This window comes from Sphingomonas sp. BL-S-29 (assembly GCF_055521495.1).
The window spans coordinates 1,147,391-1,164,396 of record NZ_CM145482.1; the positions used below are offsets into that span (position 1 = coordinate 1,147,391).

At 66.3% G+C, this 17,006-nt stretch carries 15 protein-coding genes; 10 read left to right on the forward strand and 5 right to left on the reverse strand.

Translation table 11 applies throughout. The features are described from left to right. Window positions 1-75 precede the first annotated feature (75 nt). Window positions 76-798 (reverse strand): SDR family oxidoreductase, encoded by a 723-nt coding sequence (locus tag ACZ1I2_RS05525; protein WP_465174853.1) that lies wholly within the window; start codon window positions 796-798, stop codon window positions 76-78. Between the two features lie 150 nt (window positions 799-948). Here ACZ1I2_RS05525 and ACZ1I2_RS05530 point away from each other — a divergent pair, with 150 nt between their 5' ends. The 6 genes from ACZ1I2_RS05530 to ACZ1I2_RS05555 all read left to right on the forward strand — a co-directional run bounded on the left by ACZ1I2_RS05530 (window position 949) and on the right by ACZ1I2_RS05555 (window position 7,766). After that, window positions 949-1,845 carry an AraC family transcriptional regulator N-terminal domain-containing protein gene (locus tag ACZ1I2_RS05530; RefSeq protein ID WP_465174852.1) on the forward strand — a complete coding sequence of 299 codons (897 nt, stop codon included), beginning with the start codon at window positions 949-951 and terminating at the stop codon, window positions 1,843-1,845. A gap of 93 nt (window positions 1,846-1,938) precedes the next feature. Continuing rightward, complete coding sequence (locus ACZ1I2_RS05535; protein WP_465174851.1) at window positions 1,939-2,325, forward strand: BlaI/MecI/CopY family transcriptional regulator; 387 nt, start codon at window positions 1,939-1,941, stop codon at window positions 2,323-2,325. Then, window positions 2,322-3,974, forward strand: a complete 1,653-nt coding sequence (locus ACZ1I2_RS05540; protein WP_465181596.1) for a M56 family metallopeptidase — start codon at window positions 2,322-2,324, stop codon at window positions 3,972-3,974. The genes ACZ1I2_RS05535 and ACZ1I2_RS05540 overlap by 4 nt, the downstream gene beginning before the upstream one ends. 121 nt (window positions 3,975-4,095) lie before the next feature. After that, complete coding sequence (locus tag ACZ1I2_RS05545) at window positions 4,096-4,530, forward strand: excisionase family DNA-binding protein (protein ID WP_465174848.1); 435 nt, start codon at window positions 4,096-4,098, stop codon at window positions 4,528-4,530. Between the two features lie 192 nt (window positions 4,531-4,722). After that, the gene (locus tag ACZ1I2_RS05550; RefSeq protein WP_465174847.1) at window positions 4,723-6,042 is read left to right on the forward strand and encodes a glycerate kinase type-2 family protein; all 1,320 of its coding nucleotides are present in this window, start codon (window positions 4,723-4,725) and stop codon (window positions 6,040-6,042) included. A gap of 32 nt (window positions 6,043-6,074) precedes the next feature. Beyond that, window positions 6,075-7,766, forward strand: a complete 1,692-nt coding sequence (locus ACZ1I2_RS05555) for an L-lactate permease (protein ID WP_465174846.1) — start codon at window positions 6,075-6,077, stop codon at window positions 7,764-7,766. Here ACZ1I2_RS05555 and ACZ1I2_RS05560 read toward each other — a convergent pair. The 3 genes from ACZ1I2_RS05560 to ACZ1I2_RS05570 are packed head-to-tail and all read right to left on the reverse strand — an operon-like array spanning window position 7,747 to window position 10,107. Beyond that, window positions 7,747-9,114, reverse strand: a complete 1,368-nt coding sequence (locus ACZ1I2_RS05560) for a HAMP domain-containing sensor histidine kinase (protein ID WP_465170674.1) — start codon at window positions 9,112-9,114, stop codon at window positions 7,747-7,749. The two genes, ACZ1I2_RS05555 and ACZ1I2_RS05560, sit on opposite strands and share 20 nt — an antisense overlap. After that, a complete protein-coding gene (locus tag ACZ1I2_RS05565; RefSeq protein ID WP_465170673.1) occupies window positions 9,107-9,784 on the reverse strand; it encodes a response regulator transcription factor in 678 nt (225 codons plus the stop codon). Before ACZ1I2_RS05565 ends, ACZ1I2_RS05560 begins: the two co-directional genes overlap by 8 nt. 35 nt (window positions 9,785-9,819) lie before the next feature. After that, window positions 9,820-10,107 (reverse strand): PepSY domain-containing protein, encoded by a 288-nt coding sequence (locus ACZ1I2_RS05570; RefSeq protein WP_465170672.1) that lies wholly within the window; start codon window positions 10,105-10,107, stop codon window positions 9,820-9,822. A 249-nt stretch (window positions 10,108-10,356) separates the two neighbouring features. Here ACZ1I2_RS05570 and ACZ1I2_RS05575 point away from each other — a divergent pair, with 249 nt between their 5' ends. The 4 genes from ACZ1I2_RS05575 to ACZ1I2_RS05590 all read left to right on the forward strand — a co-directional run bounded on the left by ACZ1I2_RS05575 (window position 10,357) and on the right by ACZ1I2_RS05590 (window position 16,221). Further along, entirely contained in the window at window positions 10,357-11,361 is a 1,005-nt protein-coding gene (locus tag ACZ1I2_RS05575; RefSeq protein ID WP_465174845.1) for a YncE family protein, read from the forward strand. Window positions 11,362-11,627: 266 nt separating this feature from the next. Beyond that, window positions 11,628-12,122 carry a hypothetical protein gene (locus tag ACZ1I2_RS05580; protein ID WP_465174844.1) on the forward strand — a complete coding sequence of 165 codons (495 nt, stop codon included), beginning with the start codon at window positions 11,628-11,630 and terminating at the stop codon, window positions 12,120-12,122. A gap of 26 nt (window positions 12,123-12,148) precedes the next feature. Next, window positions 12,149-14,068 (forward strand): RiPP maturation radical SAM C-methyltransferase, encoded by a 1,920-nt coding sequence (locus ACZ1I2_RS05585; protein ID WP_465174843.1) that lies wholly within the window; start codon window positions 12,149-12,151, stop codon window positions 14,066-14,068. Between the two features lie 143 nt (window positions 14,069-14,211). Next, window positions 14,212-16,221, forward strand: a complete 2,010-nt coding sequence (locus tag ACZ1I2_RS05590) for a hypothetical protein (RefSeq protein WP_465170668.1) — start codon at window positions 14,212-14,214, stop codon at window positions 16,219-16,221. A 536-nt stretch (window positions 16,222-16,757) separates the two neighbouring features. Here ACZ1I2_RS05590 and ACZ1I2_RS05595 read toward each other — a convergent pair. Further along, window positions 16,758-17,003, reverse strand: a complete 246-nt coding sequence (locus tag ACZ1I2_RS05595; protein WP_465170667.1) for a hypothetical protein — start codon at window positions 17,001-17,003, stop codon at window positions 16,758-16,760. Between the last annotated feature and the right edge of the window lie 3 nt (window positions 17,004-17,006).

The window sequence follows — 17,006 nt, forward strand, 5'->3', positions numbered from 1 at the left end:
CTGGATGCAAGGAGCTGCCGGACTTTCGGAGGAGCGTGGCAGCTCGTCCGAAAGCCGGCAGGCAGCTGGCGCGCCTTACATATTGGCGGAGGTCGGCCGCACGATCACTTCGTTGATGTCGACACCCTCGGGCTGTTCCAGCGCGTAGCGGATCGCGCGGGCGATCGCGTCCGGGGTCAGCGATTTCTGGCGCCAGTCCTTGAGTGCCGCCGCAATCTGCGGATCGCTGATGTCGTCGCCCAGTTCGGTTGCGGTCACGCCGGGGGAAATGACGGTGGCGCGGATGTCGTCATGCTCCTGCCGCAGCCCTTCGGTGATCGCCCACACCGCATATTTGGTGGCGCAATAGACCGCCGCCGTCGGCAGGACGAAGTGCGCGCCGACCGAGGCGACGTTGACGACATGTCCGCTGCGCTGCGCGACGAAGCGCGGCAGCACCGCGGCGATGCCGTTCAGCACGCCGTGGATGTTGACGTCGATCATCCGGGTCCATTCGTCGGTCTTCAGTGCGGCAAGCGGCGACAGCGGCATGACGCCGGCATTGTTGATCAGCACGTCGATCCGCCCGAATTTCTGCTCGGCGGCATCGGCGAACGCAGCGAAATCGGCTGCGTCGGTCACGTCGAGTTCGCGCCAGGCGACATTGGCGCCGAGTTCGGCGGCCAGCGCCTGGAGCCGCTCGCCACGGCGCGCGCCGATGAACAGCTGCGCACCCGTGGCGGCCAGTTCGCGTACGGTCGCTTCGCCGATGCCGCTCGATGCGCCGGTGATGAGGATGGTCTTGTCGAGGCTCGTCATGGTCATGTCCTTCTTGCTTCGAGGTGGTGACGGACAAATGGTGCCCGACGCATGTCAGGCGGTAGAGCGATCGCCCGCAGGCTTTGCACGATCCTCCAAAAGTGACGGGCGCGCCTTGCGCGCTCGCGCGGGATCGTGTCTCACCGCGCCATGCACCGTATCGCCGACCTGACCGACCTCATCGCACGTCACGCGCCACAATCCGGGATTTCCGCCACGGCAGTCCCCAGGCTGTCGCTGATCCGTGCGGATGCTCCGTCGGTGCCGGTGCCGGCGGTGTATGAGGCATCGCTTTGCCTGATCGCCCAGGGGTCTAAGCGCGTGTCGCTCGGCGATCACAGCGTGGTCTATGATGCGTCACGCTATCTGCTGGTCTCGGTCGACCTGCCGCTGGTCGGCCATGTGCTCGAGGCGAGCGCGGATGCGCCCTATCTGTGCTGCAAGATCGATCTCGATCCCGCCATGCTCGCCGACCTGGTGATCGCCGATGGCGGCACGCCTGCCAGGAGCGCGCTGCCCGCGCTCGCGGTCTATCCGGGCGATCCCGACCTGATCGACGCCGCGTGCCGGCTGGTGCGGCTGCTCGACCGGCCCGACACGGTGGCCGCGCTCGCGCCGCTGATCGAGCGGGAGATCGCCTATCGCCTGCTGAACGGGCCGCATGGGGCGATGCTGCGCCACATGGCGACCGCGGACAGCCATCTGAACCAGGTCAGCCGCGCCATCGCGCGCATCCGCCGCGGCTTTCACGAGCAGCTGCGGATCGACGAGGTAGCCGCCGCGGCCGGGATGAGCGCCTCGTCGTTGCACGCCCACTTCAAAGCGGTGACGCGCATGACGCCGCTCGAATACCAAAAACAGCTGCGCCTGCAGGAAGCGCGGCGGCTGATGCTCGCGGCCGGTGCCAGCGCGGGCGCGGCCGGCTTCGCGGTCGGCTATGACAGCCCGTCCCAGTTCAGCCGGGAATATCGCCGCCTGTTCGGCGCCCCGCCACGCCAGGATATCGAGAGCCTGCAGGCGGGGCAGAATTACGGCGCGGGCGTCTGAGGCCATTCTGCTCAATGCAGTACAGGCGTCGCCAAACCCACCTACGAAAGTCTTCGTTGACACCTACGAAGTTCTTCGTATAGAGACTCGGCTATGACGCGGATCGATCTTCCCAAGCCGACCGAGGCCGAGCTGGAGCTGCTCGCGGCGCTGTGGGCAAAGGGCGAGGCGACAGTGCGCGAGCTGTTCGACGGCCTCGGCCAGGATCGTCCGCGCGGCTATACCTCAGTGCTCAAGACGCTGCAGATCATGACCGAGAAGGGGCTGGTCGAGCGGACCGAGCAGGGCAAGGCGCATCTCTACCGCGCTGCCGCCAGCCAGAGCGACACTCAGAGCCAGCTGCTGCGTGACCTCACCACGCGGCTGTTCGCCGGGTCGGCCGCGCAGCTCGCCATGCATGCGCTGTCGATGGAGACGGTCGATGCCGACGAGCTCGGCGAGATCCGAAAGCTGATCGACGCGAAGAGGCCGAAACCGTGACCTTGCACGCCGACGCCCTGGCCTGGACCCTGATCCATTTCTCCTGGCAGGCGGCGGCCATCGCCTTTGTCTATGGCGTCGTCGACCGGACGCTTGTCGGCCTGAGCAGCCGGGCGCGGTATGGACTGGCGCTGGCGGCGCTGCTGGCGATGGTCGTCGTAGCGATCGCCACCCTGATCCACCAGGAGGCGCTGGCGCGGGTCGCGGCACAATCCCTGGCCATCCCGATTGCCGACGAAGATGTGCCCCTGGCGCTCGCGGCGATGAAGGACGGTACGGCGTTCCGGTCTGCCTGGTCGCCAGCACACGACGCGTTGCTGTTCTGGCTCGACCTGGCGTGGCTTGCCGGCGTGTCGCTGCTGTCGGTCCGGGCGATCGGCGGCTGGATCCTGCTGCGCCGTCTCGTACGCGCGGCCGATATCGAAGTCCCGGCGCCCCTGGCGGCGATGGTCGAACGGCTGCGCCTGCGCATGACGCTGCGCCCGGTGGTGTTGCGGCTGTCCTGGCAGGCGTCGGGGCCCTTCGTCATGGGCCTGTTCCGCTCGGTCGTGGTGGTGCCGGTTTCGGCGCTGGCCGCGCTGACGCCCGATCAGCTCGAAGCGGTGCTGGCGCACGAACTCGCGCATATCCGCCGCGCCGATTATTTCTGGAACCTGCTGCAGACCCTGGTCGAAACCTTGTTCTTCTTCCATCCCGCCGTGTGGTGGATCGGCCGGCGTCTGCGTGAAGAGCGGGAGCATTGCTGCGACGATCTCGCGCTCGTGGCGTGCGGCGATCCGCTGGCCTTCGCCACCGCGCTGTGCACGCTCGAAGCGGCGCGCATTCCAGCGCCCACCCTTGCGCTGGCGCTTGACGGGCACCGGCCGGCCTCGGCTCTGCGCTTGCGGGTCGCGCATATCCTGGGCGAGGCTCTACCCGCGCCGCGTCGTGCGGCGCCGTTGATGCTGGCCGGCATCGCCGCGCTTGGCCTGTGCGCCGTCACGGTCCTGCCGCGCGCGCGCGCGGCCGTCGTTCAGCCCGTCCGGGCGAAGCACGCCCCGATGATCCGGATCGCCGGCGGGGCGACCTTCACTGCCACCACCATTGCGACGGAAGCGCCCGCGACGGCAAAGACGCCCGAGCCGCTGCCGGCGGCCGCTGTGGAGAAAGGGGGCGCCGTTGATCCGGCTCCGCCCGCATCGGCCGCCGAATCCTATGAGGCGGCGATGCTCCGAGCGGGTTATGGCGGGGATCTGCGCGCGCTGCCGATGCTGGAGAAGCTTGGCATCACGCCCGACTATCTGCGCTCGATCACGGCGCTCGGGCTTGGCCTACCCAATGCGAAGCAGCTCCAGATCCTCTGGTCGCACGGCGCCCGCGCCAGCGATGTCGAAGCCTTCCGTGCCGTGGGCGCGGCACCGCCCAACCTTTATGATTTCGTCGGCTACCACCTCTATGGCGTGACCCCCGCGCTGGTCACCGGCATGCGCGCGGTCGGGTTCGACGGCATCCCGTCGAGGAAACTCGTCCAGCTCGCCAAACTCGGCGTCACCCCGGCCTATGCCGCCGCGGCGAGGCGGGCGCGGCCGGAGATCGATCTCTGGCACCTGATCGGCCAGCGCATGGAAGAACGCGACAGGCAACACCAGGCCGGCGACGGGGCGGGTTAGCCGCAACCCATCACAGCAGCCGAAAAATCACCAACCGTGTGACGGTGGACCCCCCAGGCTCGTCCGCGAGTCAAGGAGCAGCGATGAGACGTGAGACTCACTTTTCCAAAGACGCCTGCTGATGACCTCGGGCAGAAGCGCGATGGCCGAATGGGCGCTGAACATGGCTGATGTCCGTCCGCCCAGCGGCGCCGAGATCGATGCGGCGCGCGCCGCGGCAGACCAGCTGTCCAAGCTGGATCGCGGCGACGACGTGGTCAGCCTGCCTGCCGGTGTCGGTCGGGACGCGATCATGCTGCCGGCAACGGTGTTCCGCGCGCTGCTGCGCATGGTGGCGGAAACCGGCAAGGGCAATGCCGTGGCGGTGGTGCCGTTCGAGGCCGAGCTGACCACGCAGCAGGCGGCCGATCTGCTCAACATGTCGCGCCCGCACCTCGTCAAGCTGCTCACCCGGGGCGAGCTGCCTTATCGCATGGTCGGCACTCACCGGAAGCTGCCGGTGCGCGAGGTGCTCGATTACCGCGCGGCCCGCGCCGCCGCGCAGCAAGGCGTGTGATGTGATCGGGCCGTTCGGGCGGCGCCATCCATGCTGCGTCCGGCGGCTGAAGGCGTCGCGGGAATAGCGCTCCTCGCGAACACTGACATTGCAGTCGCCGGCCCTTTCACCGAAGGTGCCGACCGGTCCGTCCCCGAAAGGCGAGGCGGAGACGGCAGGACAGGGGAGGGTAAGGTTGCGGCCATCAAGGTCATGTCCGGATTCTGCGCGGACGCGCCACCGGTGACGGCTGTGTCCGATGCGATGCCGCCGCGCCAGTTGCTCCGGGCCCTGTTCGACACGGCGGTCGATGCCGTTACTGCCGAGCGCTGCATCCCGGCCGATGTCGTTGGAGAGCCCGTCGCCGGCCGCACGCTGATCGTCGCGGTGGGCAAGGGCGCAGCGGCGATGGCCTCGGTCGCGGCGGATATGGTTCAGGGGCCGCTGTCCGGGCTGATCATCACCCGCCACGGCCATTCCGGCCCGCCGCACCATCTCCCTTCCGATTTCGAGCTGATCGAGGCCGGGCACCCCGTGCCCGATGCCGACAGCCTCGCCGCGGCGACCCGCGCGCTTGAATTGGTACGGCGGCTCGGGGCCGAGGACCGGCTGCTTGCGCTGATCTCGGGCGGCGGATCGGCCCTGCTCACCCTGCCGGTGCCTGGCGTGGCGCTTGCCGACAAGCAGGCCGTGACCCGGGCGCTGCTCCGCTCGCGTGCAACCATCGCCGAGATCAACAGCGTGCGGAAGCATCTCTCGATGGTGAAGGGCGGCCGCCTCGCCGTCGCCGCCGCGCCGGCGCGAGTCACCTCGCTGGTCATCTCCGACGTGCCCGGCGACGACCCGAGCTTCGTCGCCAGCGGCCCGACCGTGGCCGATCACACCACGCTGGAAACGGCTCGCGAGATTCTCGCCCGCCACCGCATCGCGCTGCCCGCGACCGTCGTCGCCGCGCTCGACGATTCCGCCAACGAGACCCCGGCGCCCGCCATGGTCACCGGCGAGTTGCTGGTCGTGGCCCGCGCCCGCGACGCGCTGGCGGCGGCAACCCGCCTTGCCGAAGCCCAGGGCTATGCCGTCACCGATCTCGGCGATGGTCTGGAAGGCGAAGCCCGGCGGCTCGGTGCGGAGCACGCCGCGCTCGCTCTCCGGCGCGCGGCGGATGGCCGGGCGCAGGTCATCCTCTCGGGCGGCGAGACCACGGTGCGCGTCGCCAACCCGGACGGTCGGGGCGGGCGCAACCTGGAATATCTGCTCGGCCTCGCCATTGCGCTCGATGGTGCGCCGGGCCTCCACGCGATCGCCTGCGATACCGATGGCATCGACGGCACCGAGGATAATGCCGGCGCGATCGTCACGCCCGACACGCTCGCCCGCGCCCGCGCGCTCGGCTTCGATGCGCAGGCGATGCTCGACGCGAACCTGGCCTATCCCTTTTTCGAGGCGCTCGGCGACCTGGTCGTCACCGGGCCGACCCGCACCAACGTCAATGATCTGCGCGCGATCCTGATCGCGCCGGCAGGGGTCGACTGACAACACGACAAGATTCAGCGAGGGGTGCATCGATGACCTGGTCACAAGACTATCATCCATTGGGGAACTGGCTGTCGGTCGTGCTCGCTGCGGCGCCTCTGGTCGTCCTGCTCGGCTGTATCGGTCTGTTCCATGTTCGCGCCCATATCGCGGCGCTGCTCGGTCTCGCCGCCGCCCTGCTGATCGCGGTCGCCGCCTTCGGCATGCCCGCCGGCCTCGCCGCGCGCGCGGCGAGTTATGGCGCGGCCTATGGCCTGTTGCCGATCGGCTGGATCGTGCTCAACATCATCTTCCTCTACCAGCTGACCAACGAGCAGGGGCAGTTCCAGATATTGCGCGATTCGATCGCGACGGTGACCGAGGACAGCCGGCTCCAGTTGCTGCTGATCGCCTTTTGCCTCGGCGCGTTTTTCGAGGGCGCGGCCGGGTTCGGTACCCCGGTCGCGGTGACCGGCGCGATGCTGATCGGGCTCGGCTTCACCCGGCTCCAGGCGTCGGGCCTGTCGCTGATCGCCAATACCGCGCCCGTCGCGTTCGGCGCGCTCGGCACCCCGCTCGTCACGCTCGCGACCGTCACCGGGCTGCCGCTCGAGGATCTGTCGGCGATGGTCGGGCGGCAGATGCTGCCCTTCTGCCTGATGGTGCCTTTCTGGCTGCTGGTGGCCTATTGCGGCTGGCGGCGGACACTGGCGATCTGGCCCGCGGTGCTACTGGTCGGTGTGGTGTTCGGCTTCACCCAGCTGCTCATTTCCAATCTGCACGGGCCATGGCTCGCGGCGATTGGCTCGGCTCTGGTTACGCTCGTCGTGCTGGTCGGCTTTCTGCGCGTGTGGAAGCCGCGCGACATCATGCACGTGAACGAAGCGCCGCTTGCCAGGGGCGACGAGCGGGTGCCGACCACTGACGCGGCGCATGTCACCGAGCATGAGGACGCGGTGGTCACCCAGGCAGGTCCGGTCAGCGCGGCGGCGATGCGCAAGGCGTGGATGCCCTGGCTGATCCTGACGGTGATCGTTTTCCTGTGGGGCGTGCCCGCAGTGAAGGCAGCGCTCGACGGCATCTTCAAGCTCGCCATCCATGTGCCGGGGCTCGACATGGTCATCATGCGCGTGCCGCCGGTGGTGGCGACAGCCGCGGCGGAGCCGGCGATCTTCAACTTCAATCCCTTGTCGGCGACGGGCTCGGCGATCCTGATCGCGGGCGTGATCAGCGGCTTCCTGCTCGGGCTCAACCCCGCTGGTATCGCCAGAAGCTATGGCCGTACCTTCGTGATGGTCATTCCCTCGCTGCTGACCATCGCCGCGATGCTCGCGCTGGGCAACGTCACGCGCTTCTCGGGGCTTGATGCGACCATGGGCCTCGCCTTCGCCGCGACGGGCGTGATGTATCCCTTCTTCGGCACGATGCTCGGCTGGCTGGGCGTCGCGGTGACCGGATCGGACACTGCCTCCAACGTCCTGTTCGGCGGTTTGCAGAAGGTGACGTCGGAACAGCTCCATCTCTCGCCGACCTTGATGGCGGCGGCGAACAGCGCGGGTGGTGTGATGGGCAAGATGATCGATGCGCAGAGCATCGTCGTCGCCTCCACCGCGACTCAGTGGTTCGGGCAGGAGGGGCGGATTCTGCGCTATGTTTTCCTGCACAGCATCGTGCTGGCGTCTCTGGTCGGCGTGGTGGTAATGCTGATGGCCTATGTGCCGCCCTTCACCTTGCTGGTGCGGTAAAGGGCCGACGCGGCAAGGTGACGGTCACGCGCAGGCCGGGCTTGTTGTCGCCGATCGTTACTTCGCCGCCATGCGCGGCGGCGACCGCCGCGACCAGGTTAAGGCCAAGCCCATGTCCTGGCGTCGTCCGGCTCGCATCCAGCCGGGCGAAGCGGCGAATGATCCGCGGCCGGTCCTCGGCCGCCACGCCGGGCCCATTGTCCGCGACGGACAGTCGCGCCCATTCCTGGTCGGCATTGGCCGCGACGACGATGTGGGTGCCCGCCGGCGTATGGCGCTGCGCATTGTCGAGCAGGTTGATCACTGCCTGGGCGATCAGCTCCCGGTCGCCGTTCACGCCGATGTCCGGGTCGATCTCGCACCCCAGGCTGCGGCCGCCATCGCTGATCGCGGGAGCATAGCTGTCGCACAGATCATGCAGCAGGTCGCTGAGGTCGAGCGGCGCGAAGGTCCGGGCGAGCGCGCCGGCCTCGACCTCGGAGATGCGCAGGATCGCCGCGAACAGCGACAGCAGATGATCGCTCTGCTCGATCGCCTGTTCCAGCGCGGCGCGCGTGGCGGCGGGGTCCTCGGCATCGTCGAGCGAACCGGCGAGCTGGTTGCGCAACCGGGCGAGCGGCGTGCGCAGATCGTGCGCGACGTCGCTCGAGACCTGGCGGAGATTGTCGAGCAGCTGTTCGATCCGGTTGAGCATCGCGTTGAGCGCCAGGGCGAGCTCGTCGAACTCGTCGCCGCGCGCGCCGACCGGCATACGCCGGGTCAGGTCGCCCGACATGATCGCCTGCGCGGTGCCGCTGATCCGGCCGAGCCGCCGGCGCAGATAGCTGCCCAGGATCAGCGCCCCGACCATGCCGACCAGGACGACCAACACGAACGCCCCGGAGAACAGGCCCAATATCGTCTGGTCGATCTGCTCCAGCGCCTCCGTGTCGGCCGCCACCACCAGCCGGAGCCCGCCGGGCAGGTCGCTGGACAAGGCGCGGGCCGGGTCCGGCCCCTCTCTCGGGTCGAGAAAGCTGATATCGTGCCAGCCGGGTGGCGGCCGCGGCGTATCGAGCAGGCCGGCGATGCGGTTGCCGTCGCGATCGAACAGCGCATAGCCAAAGGCGTGAGTCGACGCGACGGCTTCGCGCGCGCGGATCTCATTGGTCAACTCTTCCGTCCCTTCCTCACGAAAGGCCCGCATCAGTCCGGCGCTCTCATCAGCGATAGCCACGTCCTGCTGGCGCCGGAAATCGGCGTCCGCCGCGACATAGACGGCCATGCCCAGCACAACGATCGCCAGCGCCAGCGCCAGCGAATAGGTGAACGCGATGCGGTACGCGGCGCTCGCCGCGACTCTAGCCATCCACGCGCATCCGGTATCCGATGCCGCGCAGGGTCTCGATCGGATCCGTCGCGAAGCCTTCCTTCAGCTTCGACCGCATGCGGCTCAGATGGCTCTCGACGATGTTGGTCTGGGGGTCGAAGTGGAAGCCCCAGACCGATTCGAGGAACATGGTGCGGGTCACCACCTTGCCGGCATGCCGCATCAACTGTTCGAGCAGAGCGAATTCGCGTGGTTGCAGATGAATATCGCGTCCGTCGCGCCGCACCTCGCGTTTGAGCAGGTCGAGCGTGATGCCGCCATTCTCGAACCGCGTCGGCACCTCGTTGATCGGCGGCCGACGCAGCAGGGCGGCCAGCCTAGCCGCCAGCTCGGCAAAGGCGAACGGCTTGACCAGATAATCGTCCGCGCCCGCCTCCAGCCCGTCGACCCGGTCAGTGATCCCGCCGAGCGCGGTGAGCATCAACACGGGTGCATTCACTCCGACCGCGCGCCATCGCCGCAATATCTCGAGCCCGTCGATGGTGGGGAGCATGCGATCGAGCACGATGACGTCGAACATCTCGACCGTGCCGAGATGCAGGGCATCTTCGCCGTCCGCGGCGACCGTGACGACATGGCCGCGTTCGGTGAGGCCGCGCGCGACGAACCGGACCGTTTCCGCATCATCCTCCGCGATCAGGATGCGCATCTTGCCGATCCTGTCCGTCGCGCGTGGGTCACCAGTCAGTCCCTGTCGTTCAGGGCTTCGTACTTGTTCTCGACGATATGCCCGTTATTGGCGTCGACGCCGATCTCATGGATGCGCTTGCCCTGGCGGATGTCGAACGAATAGCGCCAGCCGCCGCCTTCTTTCTCATATTCGGCGTCGGCGATCTTCCCCGGCGCGATACGCAGCGCGATCGTGCGGGCCTGAGCTATGGTCAGCTTCGCCTTGGGGGCATGGGGCGTCGCGACGGCGGTCTGGGCGAGGACTGCGGCGAGGCCGACGGCGGTGATCGAAACGAGCTTCATGATACTACTCCTGTACCGGGCACCCGACATGGGGCCATGTCCCTTCCTTACGCCGTCCTCCATTGCACCGCGGTGGCGCCCCGTTCCGTTGATCCCAATGTACATGAACGAACGTGGGTGGACACGCCCGGCGGGCCGTCAGGACCTATATAAAATCCCAATGTTGGGCGCAGGCGGCCGGCGTGGCTCGCCCTGCGGGCGTAGGGCTGACAAAAGGGCCGCGCTCTCTTCTCCCTAGAAAGGCCGGTCATGACGTCCCTGCTGTCGCGTATCCTGCTCGTTTCCGCCGCCATCCTGCCAGCGGCTGCGTCCGCCTCCGACTATAAGGTCGTGCGATCGATCGCCGTTCCCGATGGCAGCTGGGACTATGCCAGGGTCGATGATGCCGCGGGGCGGCTCTATGTCGCGCGCAACGAGAACGTCACGGTCGTCGACCTGAAGGACGGCACGGTCTCGTCGATCGGCGCACTTGTCCATGGCCATGCGGTCCTGCCAATCCCCGGCAGGCCGACGCTGCTGGTCACCAGCGGGCGGGACGACAGTGTCCGGCTGTTCGACACCGGCACCGGCAAGGAGACGGCGAAGATCGCGGTCGGCAGCGATCCCGATGCGGCGCTTTACGATCCCACGACCGGCGATGCCGTGGTGATGAACGCAAAGGCGGGCACGGTCTCGATCGTCGATCCGGCCAGCGGCGCGATCGTGCGGACGATCGCACTGAAGGAAGGCCTGGAATATGGCGCGATCAAGGGCAGCACGCTCTATGTGAACAATGAGGATGCGAACGAAGTCGAGACGGCGGACATCGTCTCGGGTGCGGTCGGGAAGGCCATCCCACTCGCCGGCTGCACCAGCCCGAGCGGTCTCGGCTACGATACCGCGCATGATCGCCTGATCTCGGCCTGCGCCAATGGCAAGGCGGCGGTCGTCGATCTCGCCACCGGGCACGTCGCCCTGCTGTCGATCGGTCTTGGTCCCGACGCGGTGATCATGGACGAGGGCCGCGGCAAGGCATTCATTCCCTGCGGTCGTGACGGCACGCTCGCCGTCATCGATATTTCGGGCAAGACCGCGACGGTCGAGGCGACGATCAAGACCGAGCAGGGCGCACGCACCGGCGCGCTCGATCCGCGCGATGGCTCGCTCTATCTGCCGACCGCGACGTTCGCGCCGGCGGCGACCCCGGGCGCACGCCCCATGGCCGTCCCGGGAACCGCTCATGTGCTGGTAATCGGCGAAGGTCGGGGCATCTAGGGCGCCAGATGCCGGAAGTGCCGCGGTTGTTGAGGGCGTGAAAGCGCCGAGTCATCATCTGCTGCCGTATAAGTAGTTCCCATGTTGCCTTTCGCCCTGGTATCGATCTCCTTTCAGGGCGTCCCATCGGTTTTCGATACTTTGAAAATTCGGCCGAATACTGTGCGGAGTGGTGGCATCTACTTATTGCCGTAAAATGCGAAAAGAGGCAGCCTCTTGCCTGCGTCGCTTGGCGCTCCCGCTTTAAGCGACTCGGAGTAATCGTCATGGCTGCTGCTGTTTCGACCCGACCCGATATCGTCTTCCAGCAATCCATCTTCGGACGGGACAAGCTCGTGCGCGGTGGCCGGCAATTCGAAAGGCTTATCTCCAGCGGCGAACAACTGGGCGCGGCCTTCGAAAAGGCTCAGGCGCACCCGATGTGGAAACGAGACCCGCGCCTCGGCAAGATTCCCCGCGAGGTGGCGGACGAGGTGCTCGCGCTCTACAATGCGGTGATCGCCGATGGTCGCCACATCCGGGATTTCGTCCATGATCCGCGCAAGGCGGCGGAAGCGCTGAAGATCAAGCTGTCGGACCGGGCGTTCGAGACGATCCGTGTGGTCGGCTCCAATCTGGGCAATGCGGAAAATCCCGCCGGCGCCATCGCGGTGATCTCGATCTCGGTGGTGGCGATCGCGGTGACGACGGCGATCGTGAGCTCGGCCGCCGATCCGCGCAGCCGCATCGTCATCGACGAATCCGGCATCGTGAAGGTCTGACACGCCCCTCTTTCGGAGACCCTCCGATGGCCAGAACGCCCAGGGTCGTGCTGGTGAGCATGCCATGGACCGCCATTTCCGAGCCGTCGCTCGGGCTCGCGATCCTTAAGGCGCAGCTTGAGAGCGAGCGGATTCCGGCACGCGTGCTGCATCTCAACCTGCTGCTCCTGCGGCACATTACCGGCGCGACCTATCAGCAGATCGCGAGCTGCTGGGCACTGAACGAGTTCGTCTTTACCGGCGCGATCGATCCCGATGTCGGCCCCGAACAGGCCGAGCGGCTGGTCGAACGGTGCCAGGCCCATGCCAATCCCAATTATCCGCAGGCTTATGCCGATCCGGGCGATTTCGGCCGCCTGCTGATCCGGCTGCGCCACGAGATCATCCCGCGCTACCTGATCGAGTGCGCCGAGGAAATATTGGCGCAAGAGCCGACCATGGTCGGTTTCACCTGCCTGTTCGATCAGACCATGGCCTCGATCGCGGTGGCCAGGCTGTTGCGCGCGGCCCGGCCCGATCTCCAGGTCGTGCTCGGCGGCTATGCGCTGGAGGGGCCGCCGGGACGCGAGGTGCTGCGATCCTTTCCCTGGATCGACGCCGTCGCCGGCGGCGACGGAGAGCCGATCATCGGCCGGCTCGCCCGGGCATCCGTCGGGGAGGGGGCGCTTGACGCGATCCCCGGCGTGATGACGCGCGCCAACCCGTCCGGGCCGCCGCGCACGCTCTATTCCCTCGAGAACAGCCCCACGCCGGACTATGCCGACTGGTTCGCCGATCTCGAGGCGCTGAGCGAGCGCGACAAGCTGCATATCACCACGACGGTACTGCCGATCGAGAGCTCGCGCGGCTGCTGGTGGGGGCAGCACCAGCATTGCGTCTTCTGCGGCATTGACGAGCAGACTTTGGTCTATCGCCGCAAGAAACCGGAAACCGTGATACGGCTGCTGGCGGAGATGCGCGATCGCTATGCCGACACGCCCTATCGCTTCTCCGACTATATCCTGCCCAATGACTATATCACCGAGCTGCTGCCCGAGCTTGCCCGCGTCTCCCCGCCCTATGAGATGCACTGCGAGATAAAGGCCAATCAGAGCGAGACGCGCATGGCCGCCTTCGCCGATGCCGGTTTCACCGAGGTCCAGCCGGGCATCGAATCCTTCGACAGTGCCGTGTTGCGGCTGATGAAGAAGGGCGTGCGCGGTATCCACAATGTCCAGACGCTCAAGCTCGGTTATGAGCATGGCATCCTGGTCAATTACAATATTTTGTATGGTATCCCCGGCGAGACGGCGGACGGCTATCTGCGCATGACCGAGCAATTGCCGCGCCTCTATCACCTGACGCCGCCGGTCACCCGAACCGAGGCGATCGTGACGCGTTTCGCCCCGCTCCACGCCAGCCCCGCCGCGTTCGTGCCCGGATGCGGCGAGGATTTCCGGCCCGAGCATCACAAATGCTACGACACGCTGTTCTCGCCCAAATGGCTTGCCGAAACCGGCTTCGACCTCGACAATTACGCGTATTATTTCGAGCGCTATTTTGACTATGCCGACGAGAATGCGCTGCTTTATTCGCTGATCGTGCGGATCGTGGATCACTGGAAATCGCAGCACCTCGCGCGCGACGTCCATCTTTCCTGGCAGGAGGTGCGCGGCGGTCTGGCGATCGACGATGCGCGTTTCAGCCGGCCGATCCGTACCATGCTGGGCGGCACCACCGCCGCGGTCTACCGCGCCTGCGACCGCGCACCCGTTACGACGGCCACCATGGCTGCGGCGCTCGATCTCACCACCACCGAGATCGAAACGGCGATCGAGGAACTCGACGAGACGCGCCTGATCTGGCGGGAGGACAATCAGGTACTCGGCCTGGCGATCCCGGCCGCCATCGTCGACCGGCACCGACACAATGGCTGGCGATCCCGCTGGACGTCCGTCTATAGTTAGAGCCTTTTTGAGCTGGATTGACCCACCGCCTCCGGCTGGCGCGGATCGATTCAACATATGGTCTGCGCGTCATAGTCCTCCTTGGAACCAAGGAGGTGCCCCCATGACCATCATTTTCCCCAACACACGACCGGCACACTGAGATGCCGACGGTCCCCACAGAACAGAACCGCGCGGGCATTGCCGGCGTGACCGACGCAAAGCTCCAGCCCGGCGATTATACCGGCACTGGGCTACAGGCGCTCGGCGCCGGGATGCGGCAACTCGGCGGAACGGGCGCGACCATCGCCGGCGAGATGCATCAGCGGCAGGACCGCGACGACGAGCTGGAGGTGAAGAAGGCGTGGAACGCCTATGCGGAGGGCGCCCGGGCGATCAGGGCAGACGCGCTGGGCAGGTTCGAGGCCGACCCGCGGGGCATGCTCGACAGCCTGACGCGGGATTATGGCGGCTTGCGCGACTGGATTCGCAGCGGGCTGAAGAATGATCGCCAGCGCGGCCAGTTCGACGAGGTGATCGCCGAGCGGTTCGCCTATGACCTGTCCGGCGCCCGCTCCGCCGCCGATCAAGCGCTGCGGCGCGGCCAGGACGAGCAGGGCCTGCGGATCGAGCAGAATGCGGCCGACGACGCGGTCGACACCTGGGACGATCAGGCGCTGTTCGACAAGCATCTGGAGACGGGGGTGGAATCGCTGGTGGCGCGGGGCCAGGCACGGGGGGACGATTCCGCCACGATCGAGCACAGCGCCGCCGCCTATCGCTCCGGCGTCCAGCGCCGCGTGGTGCAGGATATGATCGAGCGCGATCCGGTCGCCGCCGCCAACCGCTACCGTCTGATGCGCGACGGGATGACCCCCGCCGATCGGCAGGCGACCGACGCGATGATGATTGAACCGCTCGCTCGCGCGCTGGCGAGCGCGGAAGTGGACAAGCGCCTGCTCCCGGACAAACGGGGCGGGGCGCTCTCTCCCGAGCGGCAAGCGATGATCGCGTCGGAAATCGAAGACGGGCCCATCGCAGATGCGCTGAAGCGTTACGCGTTGGACGATCTGGATGATCGCTCCTCCCTGCAGGCTCGCGCCAGTAAGAAGGCCGCGGACACAGCCCGGGAGGCGGGCCTGGCTGTCGTTGGGCAGCTTGGATCGGACTTCACCTCGATCTCGCAGATCCCGGTAGCCGTGCGAAGCGACCTCGACGAGGAAACCGATCAGGCGCTGCGTGGCTTGGCGAGGGCCAACCTCGATCCGACGCCGGTCACATCGGGCGGCGGTACGTCGCTGATGATGAACATCATGGCCTCCGAAAACCCGGCCGCGTTCGCCAAGCAGGATATGCGACTGATCCGCGCCAAGGTCACGCCCGAGGAATATGAGAGGCTGGCGCGGATTCGGAACGCGGCCGGCGGCACGCCGCGCGCTATCAATGGGCGGCCTTATCGGCGCATATGGGATAGGCTCCAAATCGGTGTTGCGAGCGCTGACGGCGATGATCTCGGCACCCAAATTGGCGATCCGCGCCTCGTGCGGATTTCCCAGGACGAAACATCTGCGACGCAAGGCATCGCCGACAGGAAGGGAGCAGGAGAAGCAGATCGCCATCTCGCTCCGGCGGTTACTGTGCCAGAACGCAGCCGCAACGGAGCATCAGGGCGGCATCGCGGTTCCCGGAACCAGCCGCGTGATAGCGGACTTCGGCCAAGTCGCGGTCGGGATCCGGCGACAGAGCCGACCGCAATCCCGCCTGATCGGCGGATAAGGCGTATCTTTCGTGGAATACCACGAGGTTCCGTGACGCTACAGGCGCCGGATGGCGCAACTTTTCTGGCTCCCGCGAACGCCGATTTCAAAGCAGCCTATCGATCGGCTGCGGGGCATTGGAACAGTTGGACGGCAAAGGCCCCGATCAAGGCAGCCGTCGGGCATTGGGGCACTTATGATTTTCAGCGCAGAGGCGACATCTTCATTCCGCGCTACACTGACGCGTCCAATTATGCGGTTGGAGTCGTGATGGCAGGTGCCGGATATACGCTCGAGGAAACTTTCAGTATCGCAGGCGGCTTTGCCGCTTTGAATTCTTCGAACGCAGGTTCGGCGCGTCAAAGGTTATGGTGGAAGAGGGGGTGGATCGCGGCGATGAGGGGCACTTACAAATAGGCGTGATCTCTCCCGAGTTTTCGTATCATCTCCCCTCGAACATATCCTTCGTTAGTCATCCATCGGCTACGTGCGTCAGGATCTGGATGGCGCAACGGAATCCTCCGCAAATCCTCAAAACCTCATGCGATATTCGATATGGTTTGCCTATGTTCTTCACTTGTACCGCGACGGGGAGTGAGTCGATGTCGATGCGCAGTTTTACACGGTCAGCGATCTCCCAGCTCTCGTGGGGCTTGGTCGTCGCGATTATATCTCTGCCAGTTTCCCCATCGATCTACGCACTGATGGCGTATGGGCATCAGTGTGCCGATACTATCGAGCCCGGATCGGATTCCGCATTTCTATGCCTGGTAAATCTCGCGGCGACTGCGCCTCTTCTCGCAATAACGGGATCCCTGGCTGACGATGGCGCCGACACTAAAATGTGGTTCGGCATCGTTCTCGTTTCGTTGGCTATCGGACTATCCTTTTCGGTAATCGGTGCCTGGCGGCCGTCAGCACGAAGGACTGGAAGATAGGATAACGCCGCGTGGCTATCCGGGCGACGCCGGCCGCCGCATCGCCGTTGATCGCGACCGAATTGGCCCAGCCCAGCGGCTCGGTCGACGACGTGACGACATATTTGTCACCGCATCGAACTTAGCGCCGATCGGGTCATCCTGCTGGAAAGGCCAATGGGCGGCGAAGATCTCATAGGTGAACCGCCCGAGCAACAGGTCGAAATCGCCGTCCAGCACGCCGTCCATATGCTGGCCCATCACGTCGTCCCACAGGGCCATCTT